We start from the raw sequence: 21,836 nt of genomic DNA, 5'->3' as shown, positions 1-21,836 counted from the left end.
TTTCTTATGGAACAAACAGGGCAGGATAATGGATAAAGGTTAGGTAAAATTTGCTATAACCAGCTATAATGATGGGTAGAAAGTGCTTATAAAAGGAGATTGGGAAATGCCTGTTATTGAGTATCAACAATTTATTAAAGCACCAGTTGAATTATGTTTTGACCTTGCAAGGAGCGTGGATATCCATACCAAAACGACAGCGAAAACAAAGGAAATTGCTGTTGATGGTGTGACAGAAGGGTTATTAGAGGAGGGAGATACTGTTACTTGGGAAGCCATTCACTTTGGTATTAAACAAAGGCTGAAAGCCCAAGTGACATTCATGGAAAAACCAAATAAGTTTGTAGATATTATGGTGAAGGGAGCCTTCCATTCCTTCGTACATACACATCAGTTTATAGAAAAAACAGGTGGAACTATAATGATAGATAAATTTCAATATAAGTCACCGTTCGGTCCAATTGGAGTTTTAGCTGATAGGTTGTTTTTAGAGAAGTATATGAGAGAATTTATCGTTTCTCGTGCAAAGGCTCTGAAAAAGATTGCCGAGAATATGCACTAATCTTGTCTAACGAACAGGTGCTTTAAATATTAGAGGGTTGCTGTCTTTTTTTGTTGCAGAAGAGATAAATGCTTTTAAATTACGAAGACATTATTGATATACAAAAACTACTTGATGGATTTAGTAAAACTTATGATGGACACACAGAAGGATGGGGAGTAATGGTTGATTGATTTAATAGCTGTTCTTGTTATAAAATTACCAGTTATTAATGAACTAATAGGTGCTTAGCTGAAGTTCGGAGCTGTCTTTATAACCGGCACCCTAAAGATTAGCAAATGGCTCGGCTCAGCGGTACAACCGTTTTAGGCCCGCGGATACAACCGACCTTTAATTATAATTACGGATCAAATCGTTTGGCAGCGATTAGATCTTTTTATTTGTTTTTATAAGAATAACACAAGTAGAACAAATGTTCCAGTATAAATGTGTAAAATTATTACTTTTTTTCAAAAATCAATCGGGTAAAGGGTATTGTTGATTCTCTTGAAGACTGAAGGGGCAGGATAGTTGAAGAAGCAAGTCGAATCAATAAATTATATTTTCTTAAGATGGGCGGGAACAACTTGCTTGAGAAATTTAAAAGGTTATTTAAAAAGGTTGAGCAGAATTAGACTGACGATGGGTATGTATTTGTTTCAGTAAATGAAGAGTTAAAAAGAAGAATAGTTGAATTAGAGAGGCTGGGAGACTTAGTATACCTTTCTTGTGAACTAAAGGGTGCAAGAGTTGAAGAAGGGGTTAAGGCAGCAAGCCTTTTATGCTATTGGGAGGAAAAATATTTGGATTTAGATATTGTAAAAGCTAATTTAAAGGATAAATATTATGAATATAGAGAAAAAGGATATGATTGTAAAGAAGCATATAATAAAATCTTAACCAGTATAAATCATTGGATTAATGATTTGTCCATTTCATTAATAAGAAAGGACAATTCTATGACTTTAGATCAAATAAAAAAACTTTCATCTATAGTTTATGAGAATGTGGGTGAATGGGTAGGAGCTCCAAAAGTTATTTATAGCGACACTTTACCAGCAGTTGTTTATGATTATCCTAAGGAGAATGGCAATAATCCATTAAACATTGAATGTAATGATAAATTTTTTATTAGTGCAAATGGCTTCTCTTACTCATATTCACAATATCTTTCGGACTCTGAACTTGTTAGGGATAACGAGGTACATAGGAAAATTCCAATGGGCTATAAAGTTATAACTTTGTATGAGAAGATGGTATTCATTAAGATTGGACAGATTATTAAAAGCTTTGAGGAAATCCCGGAACAAGCTGAAGGAGACCATTATACAATCATTACAACATCGGAATATCTTGGTCAAGGTGGTTATCAAAACTCACCTGATTTAAGTTTAGTTGATAAAAAGGATTATTTAAAAATAAAGCAGTTGGCCATTTGTTTGTCAAAAAAGGATAAAAAAGGTATTTATCTTGTTTGCAAAAATAACGACAACATTTATTGGCATTAGACTTATTTTTTTCTTTTCCACTAACAGGTGCTTTACCTCAATAAGGAAGGTTGCTGAGGCAGCCTTTTTCTTATGTCACTACAGTGGCAGGGTAGTTAGCGGGGTGTTTTCGAACTACGCAAGAAACCCATGTTATAATTACCCAAAAAAGGAGAAGTTTATTTTGAACACGATAATTATCTCAGTATATATAACTATTACACTTATATCGCTCTTTACTTTCGCGGGGCCTTATTCTCCATTGGTTGGACTTGCAGTTGGGATACCTATACATATTTTAATATTACTTACACAAATATATAAAGAAATAAAAGTAATATCGAAAAAACTATACGAATAAGTTATGTCTACTCTACATTCTGTACAGTAGACATGAGCTATAACCAAAAAAAGCAAAGGAGTTGAGTTCTTTGAGTTTCAATACCGGTGATATAGTATATCAACTTATTATGTTTATTTTGTTGTTTGGCATCATTTTTGCTGTTTACTTTTTTGTTCGTTCTCTCTTTACAAGGTCAAACAAATCCAATAGCATAGAACAAAAACTTGATAGAGTGATTGAGCTACTTGAAAAGGATAGAAGAGATTAATTTCTTTTATCCTTTTCATTTTTTTTGTGCCTACATAGTTTATGTCACTCTACAATAAGGCTTATATAACTAAACTGGGCAGGTTAGCTAAAGATCAGAGCTTCTTATGAAACTAGCGGCACAGGTGAGGTCAATAAGAAGTCGAATATACTTTAGTAATTTCATCTAGTGCAAAAAAGATTATGGAGCAAATAATCGCAAAGATAAAGAAACCTCCTGGGTCAATAAAGTATGTAGCCAATCCAAAACCAATATGTATTAATCCAGATAACCAGAAACGAATATTGAAAAACTTCATTGAGATAAATTCAGCAATTAGTGAGACTGGTAAGCCATATAAGAAATTTCCAATCAAACTATAAAAAAGCACAATAATAATAATCTGAAAGAAATCTCCATCTAAATTAAAGGATGATTCATCAATAATTGAGACTAGAAATAATCCAATTGTAAAGGTCAATGATGAATAAAATGCCACTTTAATTTTTCTGAATTTGTCTTTAAATAGAAGTTTCCTAATGACAGGAAATACAAACGCAATCGTTATAAAAGCAAGTAAAGTTTTAATTATTAATGGTGTAGTTGAAACAAGTACTATTGTCAACAGAGCAAGCACGGAGAAAACTAGATTATAAGAATTTCCTTTTATCATAGATACCTCGAACCTTTTTAGCTTCATTGTACAATAAGCCGAAGTTAGTAGGAATGGGACGTTACAAGACAATAATTATTTTCACAGAGTAAATCCTTGTTGAACTACCGGGTGCGTTCGCATGATAAGGAATAAGGTGTCCGGCAGTTCGACGCTGTGTCAGGCGAAGCTACATGAAATCTCCAAACAGAAAAAATGTGCTGTTAAACTGTTAATTTCAGGTCGTGAGGGTGATTTTATAAAAAGTTTCCGGAGATTTTTGTGTCATTATCCTAATTAAAACATAAGTTGAATTAACCCATTTAATTATTTCCTCCTAAAACAAATAAGGAGATGTTTCTATTGTCAAATTGTGGTCATGAATCAAGTAGTTGTAATGATATCGGTGGATTTGGTGGAGGTTTCGCTTTTATAGTCGTTTTGTTTATTCTCTTAATCATTGTTGGAGCAGCTTGCTTCGGCGGTGATGGAGGTTACGGTGGCGGTCCTAGCCCCGTTCAAGGATATGGCGGCTTCTGCTAAAAAATGTATTTAAAAAAAGCCGACCTTTATTGGTCGGCTTCTTTTATGACTAATTTATCGCGAAGTAAGCTTAATGACTGAATCGATAATTTCATCCCAGTCTTCACTATGAATCTCATGCCCTGATCCATCAAGAGTCACTAATTCTGAATGAGGGATGGCTTTTGCAAGAGCAAGCCCATGCTCGTATGGCAAGGCTGGATCTTCTGTGCCATGAAGAATGAGGACAGGTACGCTGATCTCACCCATTCTATCATAATATTCGTCTCCGCCAGCAAGCAAAGCATGATTAAATCTGCTCGGTAGCTGTTTGGCGCGGTCCGCCTCTCTTCTTGCCAGTTTATACATTCTTTCCTGCTCATAAGGTTTGGAACCGGCTAAAGTTTTCCACCCATCCGCAATTAAAGCGATGACCGCCTCACGATTTGACCAATCCATGGAAGCACTCTTCGCATGATAATCCAATATGCTTTGGTCCATTGGAGGCAGTTTTTCCATTACAGTCCCGAACACACTGGATGCAATTAGCGTAAGCGTAGTTACGCGTTCCGGATATCTTAATGCAAGAATCTGGCCGATCAAACCGCCTAGGGACATTCCGACTATAGATGCCCGCTCTATGGAATAAGCGTCAAGGACACCCGCGGCATCGTCAGCCATGTCCGTTATTGTATAGTTGGAGGTACCGGGTTCATAAACGGTCGATCGTCCCAAATCCCGATGATCGTACCGAATGACAAACCTCCCTGAATCAGCGAGGCGGAGACAGAAGTCATCATCCCACCAGTCTAATGAAGACATCGCTCCCATGATCAAAAGCACAGCAGGGTCCTTATGGTTTCCAAAACTTTCTGTACATATATCCACTTTATTTATTTTCAGTATCTGTTCACTCATGTTTTTTACCTCCGTATTAAATATTATCTAATTGCGCAGATTAATAAATTCTTTCCGGAGCATGATTGGCCTGCCCTGTTAATTATCTCAGTCTAACCCACTTAATAATCATGACGAGGCCTCCTTTTATATTTGTAAAATGGGAAGTATCCCTATATTACTTTAACATGGGGGAATTCTTTGTACCACCAAAATTTTCCACGTCCTCACCTTAAAAAAACGTCTGTCATGTTCTTCCTTACAAACAGAAAACCCCGAATAAAGAGCACCATTTTTGGTGTCATTCAATCGGGGTTTTTGCAGATGAATTTTCCTTTTATTGAGCTGTATATCCGCCATCTAACACGACTGCCTGGCCTGTGATGCCCCGTGCTTTGTCGCTTGCGAGGAAAATGGCGTAGTCGGCAATTTCACTTACATCAAGTAAGCGGTTTTGCGGGACAAGCGGATAGATGACCTCTTCCAAAACGCTTTCCAGTGGTACTTGTCTTGTTTTCGCCAGATCCTCCAGTTGACCGCGGACGAGAGGTGTGTCTACGTATCCTGGGCAAAGGGCATTGACGGTTATGCCAAAAGAGGCGCTTTCCAAGGCGGCGACTTTCGTCAATCCGATTACACCGTGTTTGGCACTATTGTACGCTGCTTTGTTGGCAAATCCAATTAGACCGTTAATGGAAGAGATGTTGATGATTCTGCCGAAGCCTTGTTCTTTCATGATGGGCAAAACGTTCTTAATTGAAATGAATGGGGCGGTCAGCATGATTTTGATCATCAGTTCGAATTTTTCAGTTGGAAACTCTTCAATTGGAGCAACATGCTGAAGGCCTGCGTTATTGATGAAAATATCTATTCGTCCGTATTTGTCTTTAGCTTGTTTGATTAGTTGGATAATATCCTCTTCACTTGTCACGTCTGCTTTTAAGCCGATAACTTCCAAGCCTTTGTTCCTTAGGTCTAAAGCAGCTTTTTCAACTGTGTTTTGATCAAGGTCGGACAAAACGACCTTTGCGCCATTTTCAGCAAATATCTTTCCAATCTCAAAGCCGATTCCTCTAGCAGATCCGGTAATTATTGCTACTTTATCTTTAACCATATTACATTCCTCCAATAAAAAATGTAATGGTCCAGGTCTGTCATTTTATGTCGTAATCAGGGAATATTTCACAAGGTAAGCTCCATTGGAAATATAAAGGGAAGGTTTTAAAAATATGGTTTAGGTTAATGAGTAAGAGTCTATCATGATTTTCAAGATAAAAAAAGAATTTTATTTCCCCTTATCGTTGGCACAGATATTGCATGAATAAAATGTGAGTAAATACAGGTAATTAAAACGGAAAGGGGAAGCTGGATGATTAAAAAAATAGCCATTATCGGTTCAGGTGTGATGGGAAGTGGGATCGCTCAGTCTTTTGCAGTTAGCGGGTATTTTGTCACCATTAACGATATAAAGGAAGAGTTGCTGTACCATGCCCAAAATCGAATTTCTGAGAATCTATCACTGCTCATTGAGGAAGGGGTTTTGACTGATCAGGAAAAGCAAGGCGCTTTAGCGAATATTACATATAGCGTAGATTTAAAAGGGGCAGTAAGGGATGCAGATTTTATCATTGAGGCCATTCCGGAAGTCATCGAGTTGAAGTTAAATCTATATGAGCAAATGGAGAAAATAATCAAACCGGATGCCATTGTTGCTTCCAATACATCAACCTTTCCAATTTCTCAATTGATGGAGAAAGCCTCGTTTGCGGACAGAATGGTCAACACGCATTTCTTTAATCCTGGCCATTTGGTTCCATTGGTTGAAATTGTTCAGCATGACGAAACAAAGCCGGAAATCGTCAAGACGACAATGGATTTAATGCGTAAAATCGGCAAGTCACCGATTCTCTTGAAAAAAGAAATAGCAGGATTCATTGCCAATCGTCTCCAGACTGCCTTGATGCGCGAAGCTTTTTATCTATTAAAAGAGGGCGTTGCCGATGCTGAGGATATCGATACAGCGATAACGGCTGGACCAGGTTTTCGATGGGCATTTACTGGGCCGATCGAGATTGCTGATTTTGGCGGACTGGATACATGGCAGAGCGTACTTGATAATGTTTCACCGGTATTGGATCAGAGTAAGGAAGCACCGGATTTGATTCGTGATTTGGTGGCTAAGGGAATGCTTGGGACGAAGTCGGGGGAAGGGATTTTTACGTATGAAGAATCTACCGTTTCTCAGAAAATCAATGAGAGGGACCGTAATTTTATTAAACTGGGAAAATTAAAAATGGAGAAGGAGGAAGTATTATGAGAGAAGTAGTGATTGTAGGGGCAGCAAGAACACCAGTTGGTGCGTTTGGAGGCAGTCTTGCCAATGTTTCAGCGGTTGACTTGGGAGTTGTGGCAGCTAAGGAAGCGATTAAGCGGGCAAATATCTCGGCTGACATGATCGATGAGGTATTGGTTGGGAATATTCTATCTGCTGGATTAGGGCAAAATGTGGCACGTCAGGTTGCGATTCATGCAGGGATTCCGGAAACAACGCCGGCCATGGCCATTAATAAACTTTGCGGATCTGGCCTCCGTACGGTAATAATGGGAGCGCAATTCATTGCCCTTGGTGATGCTGATGTGATTCTTGCCGGGGGGATTGAAAGCATGAGCAATGCTCCATATTTACTTCCAAATTATCGTTTTGGACAGAAAATGGGTAATGCCGAAGCAGTCGATTCCATGACATATGACGCCTTAACGGATGTTTTTAACCAATATCATATGGGCGTGACTGCGGAGAATATCGCCGAGCAGTGGGAAATCAGCCGTGAAAAGCAGGATGAATTTGCTTTAGATAGCCAACTGAAGGCTGAAAAGGCACAGCTTGAAGGACGATTTGCAGATGAAATCGTACCTGTTGAATATAAACGCAGAGGAAAGACGGTCTTGGTGGACCAAGATGAACACCCGCGTCATGGGCTGACGATCGACCAGCTAGCGAAGCTGCGTCCTGCTTTTAAGGAAAATGGAACGGTTACGGCAGGAAATGCATCCGGAATCAATGATGGGGGTGCGATGTTAGTCCTGATGTCTAAAGAGAAAGCGGACGAGCTGGGACTGGAAGCTTTAGCAACCATTAAGTCATATGCAAATGCCGCGCTTGATCCGAAAATCATGGGATACGGTCCTGTGCCTGCGACAAGAAAAGCTTTGGCAAAAGCGGGCATGACAATAGATGATCTTGATTTGATGGAAGTGAATGAAGCCTTTGCGGCACAGTCACTAGCCGTGCTTAAAGACCTTGAACTGAAGCCGGAGAAAGTAAATGTAAATGGCGGTGCGATTGCCCTGGGTCATCCGGTAGGTGCTTCCGGTGCCCGGATCTTAGTGACTTTATTGTATGAAATGAAGCGCAGGGATGCAAAGACCGGCCTTGCCACATTATGTATTGGCGGCGGACAGGGAACTGCGCTGATTGTGGAACGGTAATGACTTGGGCTCATTTTCCTATGATATAATGGAGGAAACTTCAGACGGGTTAAGGAGAATAGGGATGGCCAGCGATAATAAAACTATTCAATTGGAATTAGTGAAAGCGATTTTGGAAGAATTGCCTTTCGGTGTTTTGGTAACGAAAAACGAAACAGAAATCGTTCTCTGCAATCGCGTATTATCCGAGGCTTTTGCTGAGAATGAATTTGATCTGCAAATAAATTTGATTATTGAAAAAAATCTTGTGCCAGCTGTAAATACTCCGATCCGTTTGAATGATAATAATGGAATTGTCAGAAAAGCCATCATTCAAATGGGTGATGAGGAGTATCAGATTTATCTCCTGTTATTTACAAATAATAAAAGTGATTTTCTTAATATCGATAATCATGAAGAACTTCTGTTTAAGGATATTATCGAATTTGCCTATGACGGCTTGGTGATGGTCGATACGGAAGGGTATGTCCAAATGCTGAGCCACGCTTATGCGGATTTTCTTGGCGTCGATCAGGAAAGCTCCATAGGGAAACATGTAACGGAGGTCATTGAAAACACCCGTATGCATGTGGTCGCCAAAACTGGCAAGCAAGAGGTCGCTGAATTACAAAAAATTAAAGATAATTATATAATTGCGACCCGCTCCCCGATAAGGAAACAAGGTAAGTTAATAGGAGCGGTCGGGAAGATTCTTTTTAAGAATGTCGGGCAATTTACCGCTCTTTCCAAGCGGATAAATTCACTTGAAGTAGAGCTGAAAAAGTACAAAGGCGATTTTCGTGAGAGAAACAAGGCCTCATATACGTTTGATCATTTAATGGGAAGAAGTCCTGCTTTCATGGAAGTAAAAGGACAAGCCAAAATTGCCGCTAAAAGCGACTCGAATGTGTTGATTTTGGGCGAAAGCGGAACAGGTAAGGAGCTATTTGCCCATTCCATTCATAATGACAGCAGACGGGCCATGGGTGTGTTTGTCAAAGTGAACTGTGCCGCCATCCCGGCAGAGCTGCTGGAGTCAGAGCTATTTGGCTATGAAGAGGGTTCTTTCACTGGTGCAAAAAAAGGCGGAAAAGCAGGGAAGTTCGAAGCGGCTGAAGGCGGAACGATTTTTCTGGATGAAATCGGTGAACTGCCACTGCATATGCAGGTGAAGCTGCTCCGTGTTTTACAAGAAAAAGAGATTGAGAGGGTCGGTTCGACGGGAAGCATTCCGATTGATGTACGGGTAATCGCTGCAACGAACCGTAATCTGGAGGAAATGGTCTCGAAAGGGGAATTCCGACTTGATATGTATTACCGATTGAAGGTCTTGCAAATCCAGGTTCCTTCCTTAAGGGAACGACAGGAGGACATTGAAATACTGGTAAATCATTTTGTTGAAAAGTACCAGAACCTCATGAAAAAACGCGTAACGGGGATGAGTGATCAAGCTTTACGGCTGTTGCGTCTTTATAAATGGCCGGGTAATATTCGTGAGTTGGAGAATATCATTGAACGCGCAATGAATATAGTTGAAGAAGGGGAAATGATACGTTCCAAGCATCTCCCTAAAGAAATAACGGGTCATAAAGAATCAGTATCGATCCGCACTTTAGCTGAAGTAATGGATGAAACTGAACGGGCTGCAATCGTTTCATGTTTGGAAATGACTTCTGGTAATAAATCAGAAACGGCAAAGAGACTCGGAGTGAGTCGAACAACACTGTATGAAAAAATGAATAAATATGGTTTATAAATGTAGAAAGTACCCTTTTGCCATAGGGTTCAGACTGTAGACAAATTCGAAGAAAGTCGAGTTTGCCTGCAGTTTTTTTATTTTAAAAACGTTCAAGGTGTTTTCAGAAATCCAATGAGGGTTTTATAAAAAAACAATGAAGTAAAACCTTGTCTTAATCATGGTTTAGGATGAGACCGACCTACAGTTTTTTCTATAAAAAACAGTCCAGTAGATTGGGAAGCGAGTACCTGAAGCGAACGCAATGTTTAATTTAAACACCCCCTCCAAAAAACAGTAGGTACATTAGTGCATGTTTTTCACTAGCAAATATTTGAGTGTGTTAGGAAATCCGTACATAAAACGAGAGGAAATTTAAATGTTGTAAGAAAAGGCTTACACTTTTTTGAAGTTTATACGTATATGTACTGAAACCTTGACAGTTTTAAGGGGTTTTAGTTTTTGTAAGGGAAATAAAATGTTTGAAAAGGCTTTAAAAGATGAGATTTTTCATTCTATTTAAGTTGGCACAATAATTGCATAATTAATTTAGTGAATGGCCTATCTGTCATTTTAGATTGTGTTTCCACGTAAAATGAGAAGGGATTTCGTAATTCAGCAATTGTTGAAAGCGTTATCAATAATTAGGAAGCGCTTAGGAAGATCATTCAGCTTGACTTGGGGAAGGCAGGCTTGGATGGTAAAAGCGGAAAGATAAAAAAATGTGGAATTTAGGAGAGTAATAGTTCTATTTAAAGGCTTCCGAAATAATTTTGGGGCAAGGGGAGAAAAGGGGGAATTGAGTTGGTGATTCAAATATTAGCCATTGTTGTGGCGCTGGGACTTTTAATCTTTTTAGCCTACCGGGGCTATCCGGTCATTATTATAGCGCCGATTGTTACTTTATTGGCGGTCATTTTATCCGGTGGACATTTGCTGCCGAGCTATACAGAGACATATATGACGTTTGCGGCTAACTATATAAAAGCGTTTTTCCCGATATTTTTATTAGGGGCCGTATTTGGAAAAGTCATGGAGATGAGCGGTGCAGCTGCATCCATTGCCAAGACCATCGTAAAATCACTAGGCTCAAAGCAGGCTATACTTGCTGTAGTGCTGGCCTGTTCGGCGCTGACATATGGCGGGGTTTCACTCTTTGTAGTGGCATTCGCCGTTTATCCATTCGCAGCGGCAATTTTTAAAGAAGCAGACATTCCAAAGAGATTATTGCCGGGAACGATAGCATTGGGTGCTTTCACTTATACGATGGATGCCCTTCCTGGAACACCTCAGATTCAAAATATCATTCCAACGAATTATTTCGGAACAGATACCTATGCTGCTCCAATAATGGGGATTATTGGTGCGATCATGGTATTCACTGGAGGAATGCTCTGGTTAGAACGTCGTCGTAAACAAGCGCTGGCAAATGGTGAAGGCTACGGGGAAGGACATATTAATGAACCAGAAAGTGCAGAACAGCAAAACCTGCCTAACTTTTGGCTGTCCATTGTACCGCTAATCCTTGTCGTAGCATTTAATTTTGCTTTCAGCCGCAGTGCCATTTCGGTTAAGCACTGGTATGATGCATCGATGTTGAAGGAGACTTTCAACATTGCCGATGTAAGCACAGTCACTTCATCCTGGTCTTTGATTGTTGCACTGACTATCGGTATTATTGCAGCGATGCTTCTGAATGTTGGACGTATCAAGGTCAAATTGGCAAGTGGCTTAACAGCTGCTGCAATGGGATCATTGCTTGCCATATTCAATACCGCATCTGAAGTTGGTTTTGGGAATGTGGTGAAAACGCTTCCTGGATTCTCGGTCATTCAAAACTGGGTGTTCAATGCAAGCGGAAATCCACTCGTATCCGAAGCTATTGCCGTCAATGTGCTGGCAGGGATTACCGGATCTGCATCTGGTGGACTTTCGATTGCGTTAGAAGTAATGGGAGGTCACTATTTGCAGTTGGCCCAAAGTGTCGGAATCACTCCGGAAATGCTTCATCGAATTGCATCCATGGCATCTGGCGGAATGGATACGCTGCCGCATAATGGTGCGGTCATTACCTTACTTGCCATTACTGGACTGACACATCGTCAATCTTACAAGGATATCTTTGCGATTACAGTTTTGAAAACAGTGACCGTGTTCATCATAGCTTTTGCAACTTCACTGTTTATTTAATAGAATAGTATTAAGAATGGAGATGATGGAAAATGAGTAAATTATTAACATCTTTTGATAGCGCTATTCAACAAATCGAGGATGGAGCAACCATTATCGTTGGCGGGTTCGGATTAAGTGGAATTCCAGAAAAACTAATCTTTGCATTGCGTAACAAAGGTGTAAAGGATTTGACGATCGTCAGCAACAATTGTGGTGTCGATGATTGGGGTCTGGGTCTTTTGCTTGAAAACAAACAAATCAAAAAAATGATCGCTTCTTATGTAGGGGAAAATAAGTTATTTGAACAGCAATTTTTAAGTGGTGAGCTGGAGGTCGAGCTAGTTCCCCAAGGAACGCTGGCCGAGCGGTTAAGAGCGGGAGGAGCGGGAATTCCTGCCTTTTATACAGCTACAGGAGTAGGAACGGAAGTCGCAAAAGGTAAAGAACATAAAGAGTTTGATGGCCGAACATACATTATGGAAAAAGGAATCGTCGGAGATTTTGCCTTTGTAAAAGCCTGGAAAGCAGATCATTTCGGTAATCTTGTATATCGGAAAACCGCAAGGAATTTTAACCCTGTCGTTGCCACCGCAGGGAAAGTCACGATTGTCGAAGTGGAGGAGCTTGTGGGTACAGGTGAGCTCGATCCAGATGAAATTCATACTTCAGGGGTTTATGTACAAAAAGTGCTTGTAGGAAATGACTATGAAAAACGAATCGAAAGACTTACAACTGCTAACGCATAAAAAGGAGGAGTATTCGAATGACTAGACAACTAATTTTAGAACGGGCCGTTAAAGAAATCAAAGATGGTATGTGTGTAAATTTAGGGATTGGAATGCCTACCTTAATTGCCAACATGATTCCAAATGACTTTAATGTCATGCTTCAATCGGAAAATGGCTTACTCGGAATCGGACCTTATCCACAAAAGGATCAAGTCGATCCAGATTTGATTAATGCAGGAAAAGAAACAGTAACGGCAAAATCGGGGGCATCATTTTTTGATAGCGCTGAATCGTTCGCGATGATTCGCGGCGGCCACATCGATCTAGCCATTTTAGGCGGGATGGAAGTTTCCGAAAATGGGGACTTGGCAAACTGGATGATTCCAGGGAAGATGGTAAAAGGAATGGGAGGAGCGATGGACCTCGTCCAAGGCGCAAAACGAATTGTTGTCATTATGGACCATGTGAACAAGCATGGGGAATCCAAAGTGAAAAAGAACTGTACCTTGCCATTGACGGGGGAGAAAGTCGTCCATTGCCTGATTACCGAACTGGCTGTTTTTCAATTTACAGAAGCTGGCATGGAATTGATAGAATTGCAAAATGGCATAACACTTGATGAAGTGAAAAGTAAAACAGAGGCTGACTTTACAATAAGCCCCTCTATTGAAATTAGAGCGTAAGTTAAAGAGATTAATAAAATAATTCATTATTAGACTACTTTCATTCGCAAACGGGCGAACGGAAGCAGTCTATTTTTTTGTTAATGATGTCATAAGTTGGGGAAATTCTAACAGGGGGGGGTTATGCAAGACCGAAAAATGTCGTTTCAGACTATAGAAAAAAGGGGTTTTATTCAATATTATAACAAAGTTGATTGGAACGGAAGGTGCGAGACTCCTGCGGGAAAAGCGTGTCCAAGGGAGACCCCGCAGGCGTAAAGAGCGCCGAGGAGGCTCCCGGACTGCCCGCGGAAAGCGAGTGCCTTACGTTCCGATGAAAACATTCGAAATTTACAGCCCATCAAAAAAAACTGTAGGCAAAATCAATTTTTATCGAGTATATCTACTGTAAGAGACCTCAAAATGTGGTCTCTTTTATTTGGTTTAAAAATCAGCAATATAAAAATTTTCCAACCATGCTACTTTTCCATTAAATAGGCTTATATAAAGTCTGATGGGACCTTAAAAGGAGGGAGTACATTGTCGGTAGCATTACGAACATTATTGGATCGATCAGTGAAGAAGATGGGCAAAGGGATGAATCCTGTGGTGAAGGCATCAGCATTGGAAATGGTGGAACATGCTTATACTGAAGGGATCACTGTACAGATAAGTGCTGGCCATCGCTCTTTGGAAGAACAAGCCGCGCTTTATGGTCAAGGACGAGTTTATAGATATAATGGAAAAAACTATAGTAATCTAGCTAAACCTATAGTGACGAAAGCTAAGCCAGGGCAATCCTATCATAATTTTGGACTTGCTATTGATTTTTTCATTGTGAGTGATGATGGCAAGAGAGCAATATGGACAGTGAATTCAAAGTGGAAGCGCGTGGCTGCCATAGGTAAGGATTTAGGATTTAAATGGGGCGGGGATTGGAGTTCATTCAAGGATTATCCCCATTTGGAGATGACAGGCGGGTTATCTTATTCACAGTTACAAGCAGGAAAAGAACCTCACCTTACCTTCAAATTAGAAAAAATGGAAATGCCGAAGACCAGCAAAGGAGATAGTCATATAATTTCGATACAAAATACGTTAAATAGCCGATATAAAACGAATATTGAGGGGGATGGGTTTTATGGTCTTAAAACTCGGTGGGCCCTTATAAAAGGTTTACAAACGGAGCTGAATAAGCAATTCAATAAAAAGCTAGTTGTCGATGGAAAATGGGGACCTAAAACCGAGAATGCAATCGTAACGATAAAGAGAGGAGCTGCAGGCAATATCACATGGATTCTGCAAGCAGCGCTATATATGGAAGGATTTAACCCCGGGCCCATTGACGGAGATTTCGGGGGAAAAACCGAGGCGGCATTATTTCAATACCAAAAGGCAAGTAAGATTTCTGCTGATAAGATTGCAGATCAAGAAACATGGAATGAATTGCTTGATAGAAACACTAAACATCTAATGTGAATGAAAAATGATGGCGGATAGGATGCCATCCGTCCTGCTCTGGGAATAATTCGACTTTCCCGGGAAATAATTCACCTAAACCTGGCATAATTCGACTTATCCCGGAATAATCCTTCCTACACAAATCCGCTATTTATCTAAAGAATTCATTCCAGTTCCAAGCACCAATCATTGCATTGCATAAAGCTCCCTGGCGGGTATTCGAATTCACATTCGGAGATGAGGTTGAATTTGAGCTTGCGGCAAATTGCGTTTGATGCAGGATTATTGATCGAAGGGAATGCGTGAATGTATTTGTATTTTCGTTCGGCTTTGATTTTCTCTATCAGTGCCTTCACGGCATGAGATGCGATTCCTTTACCTTGAAATGAAGGGAGGACGCTCCAACCGATTTCGTACACATTTTCATCGTTCCAGACTTTTTGCCAGTAGCCAACGGAACCGGCTGCCTCTGTCTCTGGAAACGTGTTGATGCTAAACATGCACCCCTTATCTCCAATCTGTAGGTACCGTTGATGGCGTTTCATGATTTGTTCATTACTTTCTGGTCCGCCAAGATGTTCCATCATTGCTGGGGCATTTAGTTGAAAAAGCAATTCAAGGTCTTTATCTTCCCACGGCTTAATTTCTATTTTAGGTTCTTTGCTTCGCTCTGAAATCCGACTCACCCCTAAATTTTATATTTTCTAATATAATCTTCTTGGCATAATGCGAGATTCCTTTTTTTGAACTTATTATTCTATTACCTTTGTATGGAAGTTTGATTTTAATAAGAATAAAGAGATGAATGTTTCCCATTAAATGCTATAATTTACAGGTGATTCTATCAAATGACAGAGAACGGAGATGAAGAAATGAAATCTTCAGTAAATCAGTTTTCCACTCAATTTGAATGGATATTGAATGTGATCAATGTGGGTGTCCATATTGTGAATAAAGATGGGGACACGGTATTTTACAATGAAATGATGGCACATATCGACGGGCTTGATCGTGAACAGGTGCTGGGGGAAAATATTTTTCAGCTTTATCCTTCATTGACTGATGAATCCAGTACGCTGAATGTAGCATTGGAAAAAGGCAATGAAACAATTGAATCCATTCAAACATATGTCAATTTAAAGGAGAAAAAGATAACGTCCATCAATAGTACGTATCCTTTGTATGAGGATGGTGAAATTATTGGGGCAGTGGAAATCGCAAAGGATATTACGAAGGTCATGAATATGTACGACCAAATTGTCGATTTGCGTTCCCAGCTGGCCGAGACACATAAGAAAACTAAGTTCTCTGAAGGGACGGCTACCTATCATTTTAGTGATTTGATCGGTAATAGCCCTGCTTTTCAGCAAGCCATTTCATTGGCAAAAAAAGCGGCCCGTACACATTCCCCGGTTATGATTTATGGACCAACAGGGACAGGGAAGGAACTTGTCGCGCAAAGTATACATAATGTAAGTGCTCAACGAAATCAGCCTTTCATCGCGCAAAACTGTGCGGCTGTTCCAAAGGAATTGATGGAGGGGCTGCTATTCGGCACGACGAAAGGTGCTTTTACCGGAGCGATGGATCGCATGGGCATTTTTGAGCAAGCAAATGGCGGTACCCTTTTCCTTGATGAGCTGAATAGCCTCGACCTCGGTCTGCAGGCAAAATTGCTCCGAGTGCTTCAGGAAGGTGAGGTGCGCCGTGTTGGAGGTTCGAAGGAGCAAAAGGTAAATGTGAAAATCATTGCTGCGATGAACATTTCTCCAGAAGAGGCGTTGGACCGGGGAATCATTCGCTCAGATTTATTCTTTCGCCTGAATGTCGTGACAATCCAAATGCCTTCACTTGTGGAGCGTAAAACGGATATTCCGGAAATAGTTAATCACTTTATTCAAAAATTCAACAAATCATTTTTTTCGGAAGTGCGCGGGATCAGCCAAAAGGCGATGCAGCGGCTTCTACAATATCCATGGCCCGGGAACATTCGTGAACTGGGACATGCCATCGAGTTAACCTTTAATGTCATGGACGCAGGGGAAGATTTGATTGATGAACATCATCTTCCTGCTTATCTTTTCCCTTCAGGAAATTATGCTGCAGCAAATGCGCAGAGCCATCCTTCCCCATTGAAAAACAAGATTGATTTACCTGTCGTTCTTGAAGAAATGGAAAGGGAAATGATCATCAATATGTTCGAGAAATATAACGGGAATATCAGCAAAACGGCAGAAGCACTCAATATTAAAAGACAGGGACTGCAATATAAGTTAAACAAGTACGGCATTGAAAAAGTTTATACGGCAGGATCGAAGGAATTCAAGTAAATTCAGATTTTTTGGAAACGCTGTCACTTTCTTGATCATGGTTGTAACTTAAAGAGGGCTCTTGTATAAAGAGGCCCTCTTTTTTTTTGCTTGGCGCAAATAATCTGGCTGCAAAAAATTATGCGTATTGAAAAATTTCTTGCGATTTTAAGCTCGATTTGTCCCTTTTTGCTTATGTTTTACATGTTATTCATGTTGGCATCATTCTTGCGAGAGTATATATATAAGTTCTAAGAATAAAGGGGGCATTTTAAATGAATTTGATGGGATTGGATGTAAAACATAATGAATACCTAGGTGGACGCAGGCATTATAATGATATCGAATTGTGGAAGGATGTAACGGAAGAGCAGTGGAATGATTGGCTCTGGCAATTGACCAATACGATTAAAACACTGGATGATTTGAAAAAGGTAGTCAACCTGACACCTGAAGAAGAAGAAGGAGTCCGGATTTCGACTCAAACGATTCCGTTGAACATTACGCCTTATTATGCTTCTTTGATGAATCCCGATGATCCTCGCTGTCCGATTCGTTTGCAGTCGGTACCGCTTTCGGCAGAAATGAACAAGACTAGATATGATTTGGAGGATCCGCTGCATGAGGATGAGGATTCCCCTGTTCCAGGATTGACGCATCGATATCCGGATCGCGTTCTATTCCTTGTAACGAACCAATGCTCCATGTACTGCAGATATTGTACTCGACGCCGTTTCTCAGGTCAGGTTGGCATGGGTGTTCCCAAGAAGCAGCTTGACGGGGCGATTGAATATATCCGGAACACTCCGGAAGTGAGGGACGTGCTGATCTCTGGCGGAGACGGCCTGCTGATCAATGATAAGATCCTTGAATACGTATTGAGTAACTTACGTGCCATCCCGCATGTGGAAATCATTCGGATCGGAACACGTGCACCGGTCGTTTTCCCGCAGAGGATTACGGAAAATTTATGTAATATTCTGAAAAAGTATCATCCGGTTTGGTTGAATACACATTTCAATCATTCACTTGAACTGACGGATGAAGCGAAAAAAGCATGTGATATGCTGTCGATGGCAGGCGTACCGCTTGGTAATCAGGCAGTCATCCTGGCTGGAATCAACGATAGTGTACATATCATGAAAAAGCTTATGCATGACTGTGTAAAAGCAAGGGTAAGACCTTATTACATTTATCAATGTGATCTATCTGAAGGGATTGGCCATTTCCGGGCGCCAGTTTCAAAAGGATTGGAAATCATTGAAGCGCTGCGCGGCCATACATCAGGATATGCAGTGCCTACCTTTGTGGTGGATGCCCCTGGCGGAGGCGGAAAGATTGCCTTGACTCCGAATTACCTTCTTTCGCAAAGTCCGGATAAAGTCGTTTTACGGAACTTTGAAGGAGTTATCACAAGCTATCCGGAGCCGAAGAATTATGTTGCCGGCAGTGCAGATGCTTACTTTGATGAAGTGTATGGTACTGCGGATAGGAAAGAAGCCGTCGGGATTTCAGCTCTCATGACGGACGAGAAATTCAACTTGGTGCCAGAAGGCCTTCGTCGTCTGGACAAGAGAAAAGCGTATGAAATCACTGACGAACATGCTTCCTTGAAGGATCGCCGTGATAAACGGGATGAAATGAAGGAAAAATTAAGGTTAGCCCAAGAAAAAAAGAACGCCATGGCCGTTAGTGGTTCTGTTAAATCTGAAGGCAAGGAGGAATGAAGATGGATTGCTTGTGGTGCAACGCCCCGAACGTGGAAGAAAGTGAAAAGAAGGATTGTTACTGGATCATGCCTGACGGGAAACGATCAATAAAAGTCCTTCAAGTTCCGGCCGTGAACTGTCCTGAGTGTGGAATCTATGTGTCCGATTCGATGAATCAAAAGGTGGATGAAGCCTTATCCATCTATGATGTGAGTGAATATCCTAACGAGTTCACGTATGATCAGCTTCTTCAGGCACCTATCAAAAAATTATTCAATTGGAAATAGAATGCCGGGAGAAGCGGATGATATGCATCTCTTCTCCCGAATTCTTTAAATAAGGGGGGTACATAATGCCTGTTCAAAAGATGCCTTTTTTCACCCAAGCGGAGACTGGGGATTGTTATACGATGGAACTCTATCATGATCATGCCAATCAGCGCTTACGCATGGATGATTATCGGGGAAATATCAAAAAAGCGATTGATCGGGCCCTTGCCATCGCAAAGGAGCAGGGCTTCACTAAAGTGATACTTAAAGCCAGAAATGAAGATTTATCAGCGGCATTGGGTCAAGGATTCATGCTGGAAGGCATATTGAGCAAGTATTTCAAAGGGAATGATGCCTATTGCATGGCCTTCTATTTAACGGATGAAAGGCGAACTAGCGACTTTTGGGTCAAGGAAGATAAAGTCATCCAAGATGTTAGCCGGATTCCTAGGGTGATGGAATCTCAGCAAATACCTGAGGATTATATCCTCCGGTTTGCTACGGAGAAAGATGCACAAGAGCTGGCGAATTTATATGGTGCCATTTTTGAAACCTATCCTACACCGATGAATGATGAGCGATATATCAAGAAAGTGATGGAGGAAGGCACGATCTTTAGTGTTATCGAATATGAAGGAACCATCGTGAGTGCTGCATCCGCTGAAGTGAATGAGATGTATCACAATGCTGAATTAACGGACTGTGCAACGATTCCCCAACATCGAAAACATGGTTTCATGAAGGTGCTCATCTCCGCATTGGAACAAGAATTGTTCAGGAAAAACATTTATTGCTCTTATTCATTAGCGCGTTCATTGTCAATGGGCATGAACGCAGTCTTTCATCAGCTGGGGTATGAATATGGAGGCAGGTTAACGAAGAATTGCAATATTTGGGATAAGTATGAGGACATGAATATTTGGGGTAAAGATTTATCCATCAAGTAGGAGGATTGTTTCTATGGCTAAATACACATGGGTTGACAAAGACACCTGTATTGCGTGCGGGGCATGCGGTGCAACTGGTCCTGAGATTTATGACTATGATGATCAAGGGATCGCTTTCGTCATCTTGGACGATAATCAGGGAATTGCCGAAGTTCCTGAGATCTTGCATGATGACATGCAAGATGCCATGGAAGGCTGCCCTACAGAATCCATCCTGATTCAGGATGAGCCTTTTAGTTGGTAAACTGGTTCTGGAAATTAATTGATTAATAGAATAATGCACTGTGGGTACGAACGTTAAAAGGAGAGATGACATGACACGCAATTATTTGATTAAACCTACTTTAGATCATGACTATCCCACTATCTCTCATGGGAATGGAATTTATCTTTATGATATTGATGGAAATCAGTATATAGATGGATCATCAGGAGCGGTCACAGCAAGTATTGGCCATGGTGTAGTAGATGTTGTCGAGGCAATGACGGAGCAAGCTCGCAAAGTTTCTTTTGCATATAGGTCTCATTTTACGAGTGAAGCCGCAGAGGCTTTGGCCAAAAAGCTAAGTGAGTTGGCTCCAGGGGATTTGAATTGGTCATTTTTCGTGAATAGTGGGTCGGAAGCGACCGAAACGGCGATGAAGATCGCGATTCAACATTGGCAAGAAAAGGGGTTTGAGCGAAAAAACCGCATCGTCTCCAGGTGGACGAGTTATCACGGGATCACGATGGGTGCTTTATCGATGTCCGGCCATGTACCAAGAAGAAAGCGTTTTGTTCCGCTATTGGAGGATTTCCCTAGCATTTCGGCTCCCTACTGTTATCGCTGTCCTTATAATAATGAAACTTCCGGATGCAAGCTTCAGTGTGCAAATGAACTGGAGACAGCCATTCAAAGGGTCGGCTCCGAGAATATCGCTGCCTTCATTGCAGAACCCATAATCGGGGCATCCGCTGGTGCTGTAACACCGCCGGATGGCTACTATCAAAGGATTAAGGAAATCTGCGAAAACTATGACATTCTTTTTATTGCCGATGAGGTAATGACGGGTATCGGACGGACAGGAAAAATGTTCGCGATGGAACACTGGGGAGTCACTCCGGATATCATCGCATTGGGTAAAGGAATGAGCGCAGGCTATACTCCAATGGCAGCCACAATGGTTACTGACCGTGTCATGGAGCCCATTTTAAAAGGCTCGAAATCCATCATGGCTGGACACACATATAGTGCAAACCCTCTATCTGCGGCCGTTTCATTGGAAGTGCTTTCCTACATTGAGGGAAATGACCTGGTTCAGGCAGCGGAAGAGAAAGGTCAATATCTGTTTAAGAAGCTGCAAGGATTGGCTGAGAAATTCGACATCATTGGTGATGTAAGAGGGAAAGGGCTGCTCCTTGGGCTTGAGTTTGTCTCAGATCGGATTTCAAAAACACCATTTGACTTGCAAATAGGCCTGACTACAAGGCTTGTCAATAAGGCTTTTGCGAAGGGGTTGTTAATCTATCCTGCCGCCGGTGCGATTGAAGGAATCGCTGGCGATGCGGTTATCCTATCTCCGCCATTAATCATTACGAATGAAGAAATCGATCGCCTCGTCAAGATACTCGAAGCTTCCCTCGAAGAGTTGCAGCAAGAATTGCACGCGGAAGGTTTGATTGAGGACATGCAGGCTATTTAGGAGGA

Annotated in this window: 21 protein-coding genes; 17 read left to right on the top strand and 4 right to left on the bottom strand. The window is 41.1% G+C overall.

Features of this window, described 5'->3' with window-relative positions; translation table 11 throughout:
• Nucleotides 1-106: 106 nt before the first annotated feature.
• The 3 genes from NYE63_RS22470 (at nucleotide 107) to NYE63_RS22460 (ending at nucleotide 2,639) form a co-directional block, all read left to right on the top strand.
• Complete coding sequence (locus tag NYE63_RS22470) at nucleotides 107-562, top strand: SRPBCC family protein (RefSeq protein ID WP_342602775.1); 456 nt, start codon at nucleotides 107-109, stop codon at nucleotides 560-562.
• Nucleotides 563-1,344: 782 nt separating this feature from the next.
• On the top strand, nucleotides 1,345-2,049 hold the full coding sequence (locus NYE63_RS22465; protein ID WP_342602774.1) for a hypothetical protein: 705 nt from the start codon (nucleotides 1,345-1,347) through the stop codon (nucleotides 2,047-2,049).
• A 401-nt stretch (nucleotides 2,050-2,450) separates the two neighbouring features.
• Complete coding sequence (locus NYE63_RS22460; RefSeq protein ID WP_342602773.1) at nucleotides 2,451-2,639, top strand: DUF4083 domain-containing protein; 189 nt, start codon at nucleotides 2,451-2,453, stop codon at nucleotides 2,637-2,639.
• Between the two features lie 130 nt (nucleotides 2,640-2,769).
• Here the strand turns inward: NYE63_RS22460 and NYE63_RS22455 are convergent, their stop codons facing one another.
• Nucleotides 2,770-3,291, bottom strand: a complete 522-nt coding sequence (locus NYE63_RS22455) for a hypothetical protein (protein WP_342602772.1) — start codon at nucleotides 3,289-3,291, stop codon at nucleotides 2,770-2,772.
• Between the two features lie 342 nt (nucleotides 3,292-3,633).
• Between NYE63_RS22455 and NYE63_RS22450 the strand changes: the two genes are divergently transcribed.
• Nucleotides 3,634-3,813, top strand: coding sequence for a YjcZ family sporulation protein (locus NYE63_RS22450; protein ID WP_342602771.1), 180 nt, complete (start codon nucleotides 3,634-3,636; stop codon nucleotides 3,811-3,813).
• Nucleotides 3,814-3,867: 54 nt separating this feature from the next.
• Here NYE63_RS22450 and NYE63_RS22445 read toward each other — a convergent pair whose 3' ends face one another.
• Together NYE63_RS22445 and NYE63_RS22440 are read right to left on the bottom strand one after the other, a co-directional pair.
• On the bottom strand, nucleotides 3,868-4,710 hold the full coding sequence (locus tag NYE63_RS22445) for an alpha/beta hydrolase (RefSeq protein WP_342602770.1): 843 nt from the start codon (nucleotides 4,708-4,710) through the stop codon (nucleotides 3,868-3,870).
• 316 nt (nucleotides 4,711-5,026) lie between these two features.
• The gene (locus tag NYE63_RS22440; RefSeq protein ID WP_061464627.1) at nucleotides 5,027-5,803 is read right to left on the bottom strand and encodes a 3-hydroxybutyrate dehydrogenase; all 777 of its coding nucleotides are present in this window, start codon (nucleotides 5,801-5,803) and stop codon (nucleotides 5,027-5,029) included.
• Nucleotides 5,804-6,058: 255 nt separating this feature from the next.
• Here NYE63_RS22440 and NYE63_RS22435 point away from each other — a divergent pair, with 255 nt between their 5' ends.
• The 7 genes from NYE63_RS22435 (at nucleotide 6,059) to NYE63_RS22405 (ending at nucleotide 14,933) form a co-directional block, all read left to right on the top strand.
• The gene (locus tag NYE63_RS22435; RefSeq protein WP_342602769.1) at nucleotides 6,059-7,006 is read left to right on the top strand and encodes a 3-hydroxyacyl-CoA dehydrogenase family protein; all 948 of its coding nucleotides are present in this window, start codon (nucleotides 6,059-6,061) and stop codon (nucleotides 7,004-7,006) included.
• Nucleotides 7,003-8,178 carry an acetyl-CoA C-acetyltransferase gene (locus NYE63_RS22430; protein WP_342602768.1) on the top strand — a complete coding sequence of 392 codons (1,176 nt, stop codon included), beginning with the start codon at nucleotides 7,003-7,005 and terminating at the stop codon, nucleotides 8,176-8,178. Before NYE63_RS22435 ends, NYE63_RS22430 begins: the two co-directional genes overlap by 4 nt.
• Before the next feature lie 64 nt (nucleotides 8,179-8,242).
• Entirely contained in the window at nucleotides 8,243-9,913 is a 1,671-nt protein-coding gene (locus NYE63_RS22425) for a sigma 54-interacting transcriptional regulator (RefSeq protein WP_342602767.1), read from the top strand.
• Between the two features lie 783 nt (nucleotides 9,914-10,696).
• On the top strand, nucleotides 10,697-12,082 hold the full coding sequence (locus NYE63_RS22420) for a GntP family permease (protein ID WP_063232438.1): 1,386 nt from the start codon (nucleotides 10,697-10,699) through the stop codon (nucleotides 12,080-12,082).
• Between the two features lie 32 nt (nucleotides 12,083-12,114).
• On the top strand, nucleotides 12,115-12,810 hold the full coding sequence (locus NYE63_RS22415; RefSeq protein ID WP_342602766.1) for a CoA transferase subunit A: 696 nt from the start codon (nucleotides 12,115-12,117) through the stop codon (nucleotides 12,808-12,810).
• A gap of 11 nt (nucleotides 12,811-12,821) precedes the next feature.
• Nucleotides 12,822-13,475 (top strand): 3-oxoacid CoA-transferase subunit B, encoded by a 654-nt coding sequence (locus tag NYE63_RS22410; protein ID WP_342605851.1) that lies wholly within the window; start codon nucleotides 12,822-12,824, stop codon nucleotides 13,473-13,475.
• Nucleotides 13,476-13,994: 519 nt separating this feature from the next.
• A complete protein-coding gene (locus tag NYE63_RS22405; protein WP_342602765.1) occupies nucleotides 13,995-14,933 on the top strand; it encodes a peptidoglycan-binding protein in 939 nt (312 codons plus the stop codon).
• 146 nt (nucleotides 14,934-15,079) lie between these two features.
• On the opposite strand, the gene NYE63_RS22400 is transcribed toward NYE63_RS22405, so the two are convergent.
• A complete protein-coding gene (locus NYE63_RS22400) occupies nucleotides 15,080-15,601 on the bottom strand; it encodes a GNAT family N-acetyltransferase (RefSeq protein WP_342602764.1) in 522 nt (173 codons plus the stop codon).
• 162 nt (nucleotides 15,602-15,763) lie between these two features.
• On the opposite strand from NYE63_RS22400, the gene NYE63_RS22395 reads away from it, so the two are divergent.
• The 6 genes from NYE63_RS22395 (at nucleotide 15,764) to NYE63_RS22370 (ending at nucleotide 21,831) form a co-directional block, all read left to right on the top strand.
• A complete protein-coding gene (locus NYE63_RS22395) occupies nucleotides 15,764-17,245 on the top strand; it encodes a sigma 54-interacting transcriptional regulator (protein WP_342602763.1) in 1,482 nt (493 codons plus the stop codon).
• Nucleotides 17,246-17,508: 263 nt separating this feature from the next.
• Nucleotides 17,509-18,951, top strand: a complete 1,443-nt coding sequence (gene ablA, locus NYE63_RS22390) for a lysine 2,3-aminomutase (protein WP_342605850.1) — start codon at nucleotides 17,509-17,511, stop codon at nucleotides 18,949-18,951.
• A 2-nt stretch (nucleotides 18,952-18,953) separates the two neighbouring features.
• Nucleotides 18,954-19,220, top strand: a complete 267-nt coding sequence (locus tag NYE63_RS22385) for a YokU family protein (RefSeq protein WP_179891117.1) — start codon at nucleotides 18,954-18,956, stop codon at nucleotides 19,218-19,220.
• Nucleotides 19,221-19,285: 65 nt separating this feature from the next.
• The gene (gene ablB / locus NYE63_RS22380) at nucleotides 19,286-20,149 is read left to right on the top strand and encodes a putative beta-lysine N-acetyltransferase (RefSeq protein WP_342602762.1); all 864 of its coding nucleotides are present in this window, start codon (nucleotides 19,286-19,288) and stop codon (nucleotides 20,147-20,149) included.
• A 13-nt stretch (nucleotides 20,150-20,162) separates the two neighbouring features.
• Nucleotides 20,163-20,393: a ferredoxin gene (locus NYE63_RS22375; RefSeq protein WP_342602761.1), complete on the top strand. Its 231-nt coding sequence runs from the start codon at nucleotides 20,163-20,165 to the stop codon at nucleotides 20,391-20,393.
• A gap of 70 nt (nucleotides 20,394-20,463) precedes the next feature.
• Nucleotides 20,464-21,831 (top strand): aspartate aminotransferase family protein, encoded by a 1,368-nt coding sequence (locus tag NYE63_RS22370; protein ID WP_342602760.1) that lies wholly within the window; start codon nucleotides 20,464-20,466, stop codon nucleotides 21,829-21,831.
• Nucleotides 21,832-21,836 lie beyond the last annotated feature (5 nt).

Origin of the sequence: Peribacillus sp. FSL E2-0159 (assembly GCF_038643155.1) — a bacterium.
GTDB lineage: Bacteria > Bacillota > Bacilli > Bacillales > DSM-1321 > Peribacillus > Peribacillus simplex.
This window is presented reverse-complemented; position numbering and strand designations above follow the sequence as displayed.

Coding starts and splice junctions, on each gene's coding strand:
- NYE63_RS22470 (WP_342602775.1), top strand. CDS start 107: ATGCCTGTTATTGAGTATCAACAATTTATTAAAGCACCAGTTGAATTA.
- NYE63_RS22455 (WP_342602772.1), bottom strand. CDS start 3,291: ATGATAAAAGGAAATTCTTATAATCTAGTTTTCTCCGTGCTTGCTCTG.
- NYE63_RS22445 (WP_342602770.1), bottom strand. CDS start 4,710: ATGAGTGAACAGATACTGAAAATAAATAAAGTGGATATATGTACAGAA.
- NYE63_RS22440 (WP_061464627.1), bottom strand. CDS start 5,803: ATGGTTAAAGATAAAGTAGCAATAATTACCGGATCTGCTAGAGGAATC.
- NYE63_RS22435 (WP_342602769.1), top strand. CDS start 6,059: ATGATTAAAAAAATAGCCATTATCGGTTCAGGTGTGATGGGAAGTGGG.
- NYE63_RS22430 (WP_342602768.1), top strand. CDS start 7,003: ATGAGAGAAGTAGTGATTGTAGGGGCAGCAAGAACACCAGTTGGTGCG.
- NYE63_RS22425 (WP_342602767.1), top strand. CDS start 8,243: ATGGCCAGCGATAATAAAACTATTCAATTGGAATTAGTGAAAGCGATT.
- NYE63_RS22415 (WP_342602766.1), top strand. CDS start 12,115: ATGAGTAAATTATTAACATCTTTTGATAGCGCTATTCAACAAATCGAG.
- NYE63_RS22395 (WP_342602763.1), top strand. CDS start 15,764: ATGACAGAGAACGGAGATGAAGAAATGAAATCTTCAGTAAATCAGTTT.
- ablA (WP_342605850.1), top strand. CDS start 17,509: ATGGGATTGGATGTAAAACATAATGAATACCTAGGTGGACGCAGGCAT.
- NYE63_RS22385 (WP_179891117.1), top strand. CDS start 18,954: ATGGATTGCTTGTGGTGCAACGCCCCGAACGTGGAAGAAAGTGAAAAG.
- ablB (WP_342602762.1), top strand. CDS start 19,286: ATGCCTGTTCAAAAGATGCCTTTTTTCACCCAAGCGGAGACTGGGGAT.
- NYE63_RS22375 (WP_342602761.1), top strand. CDS start 20,163: ATGGCTAAATACACATGGGTTGACAAAGACACCTGTATTGCGTGCGGG.
- NYE63_RS22370 (WP_342602760.1), top strand. CDS start 20,464: ATGACACGCAATTATTTGATTAAACCTACTTTAGATCATGACTATCCC.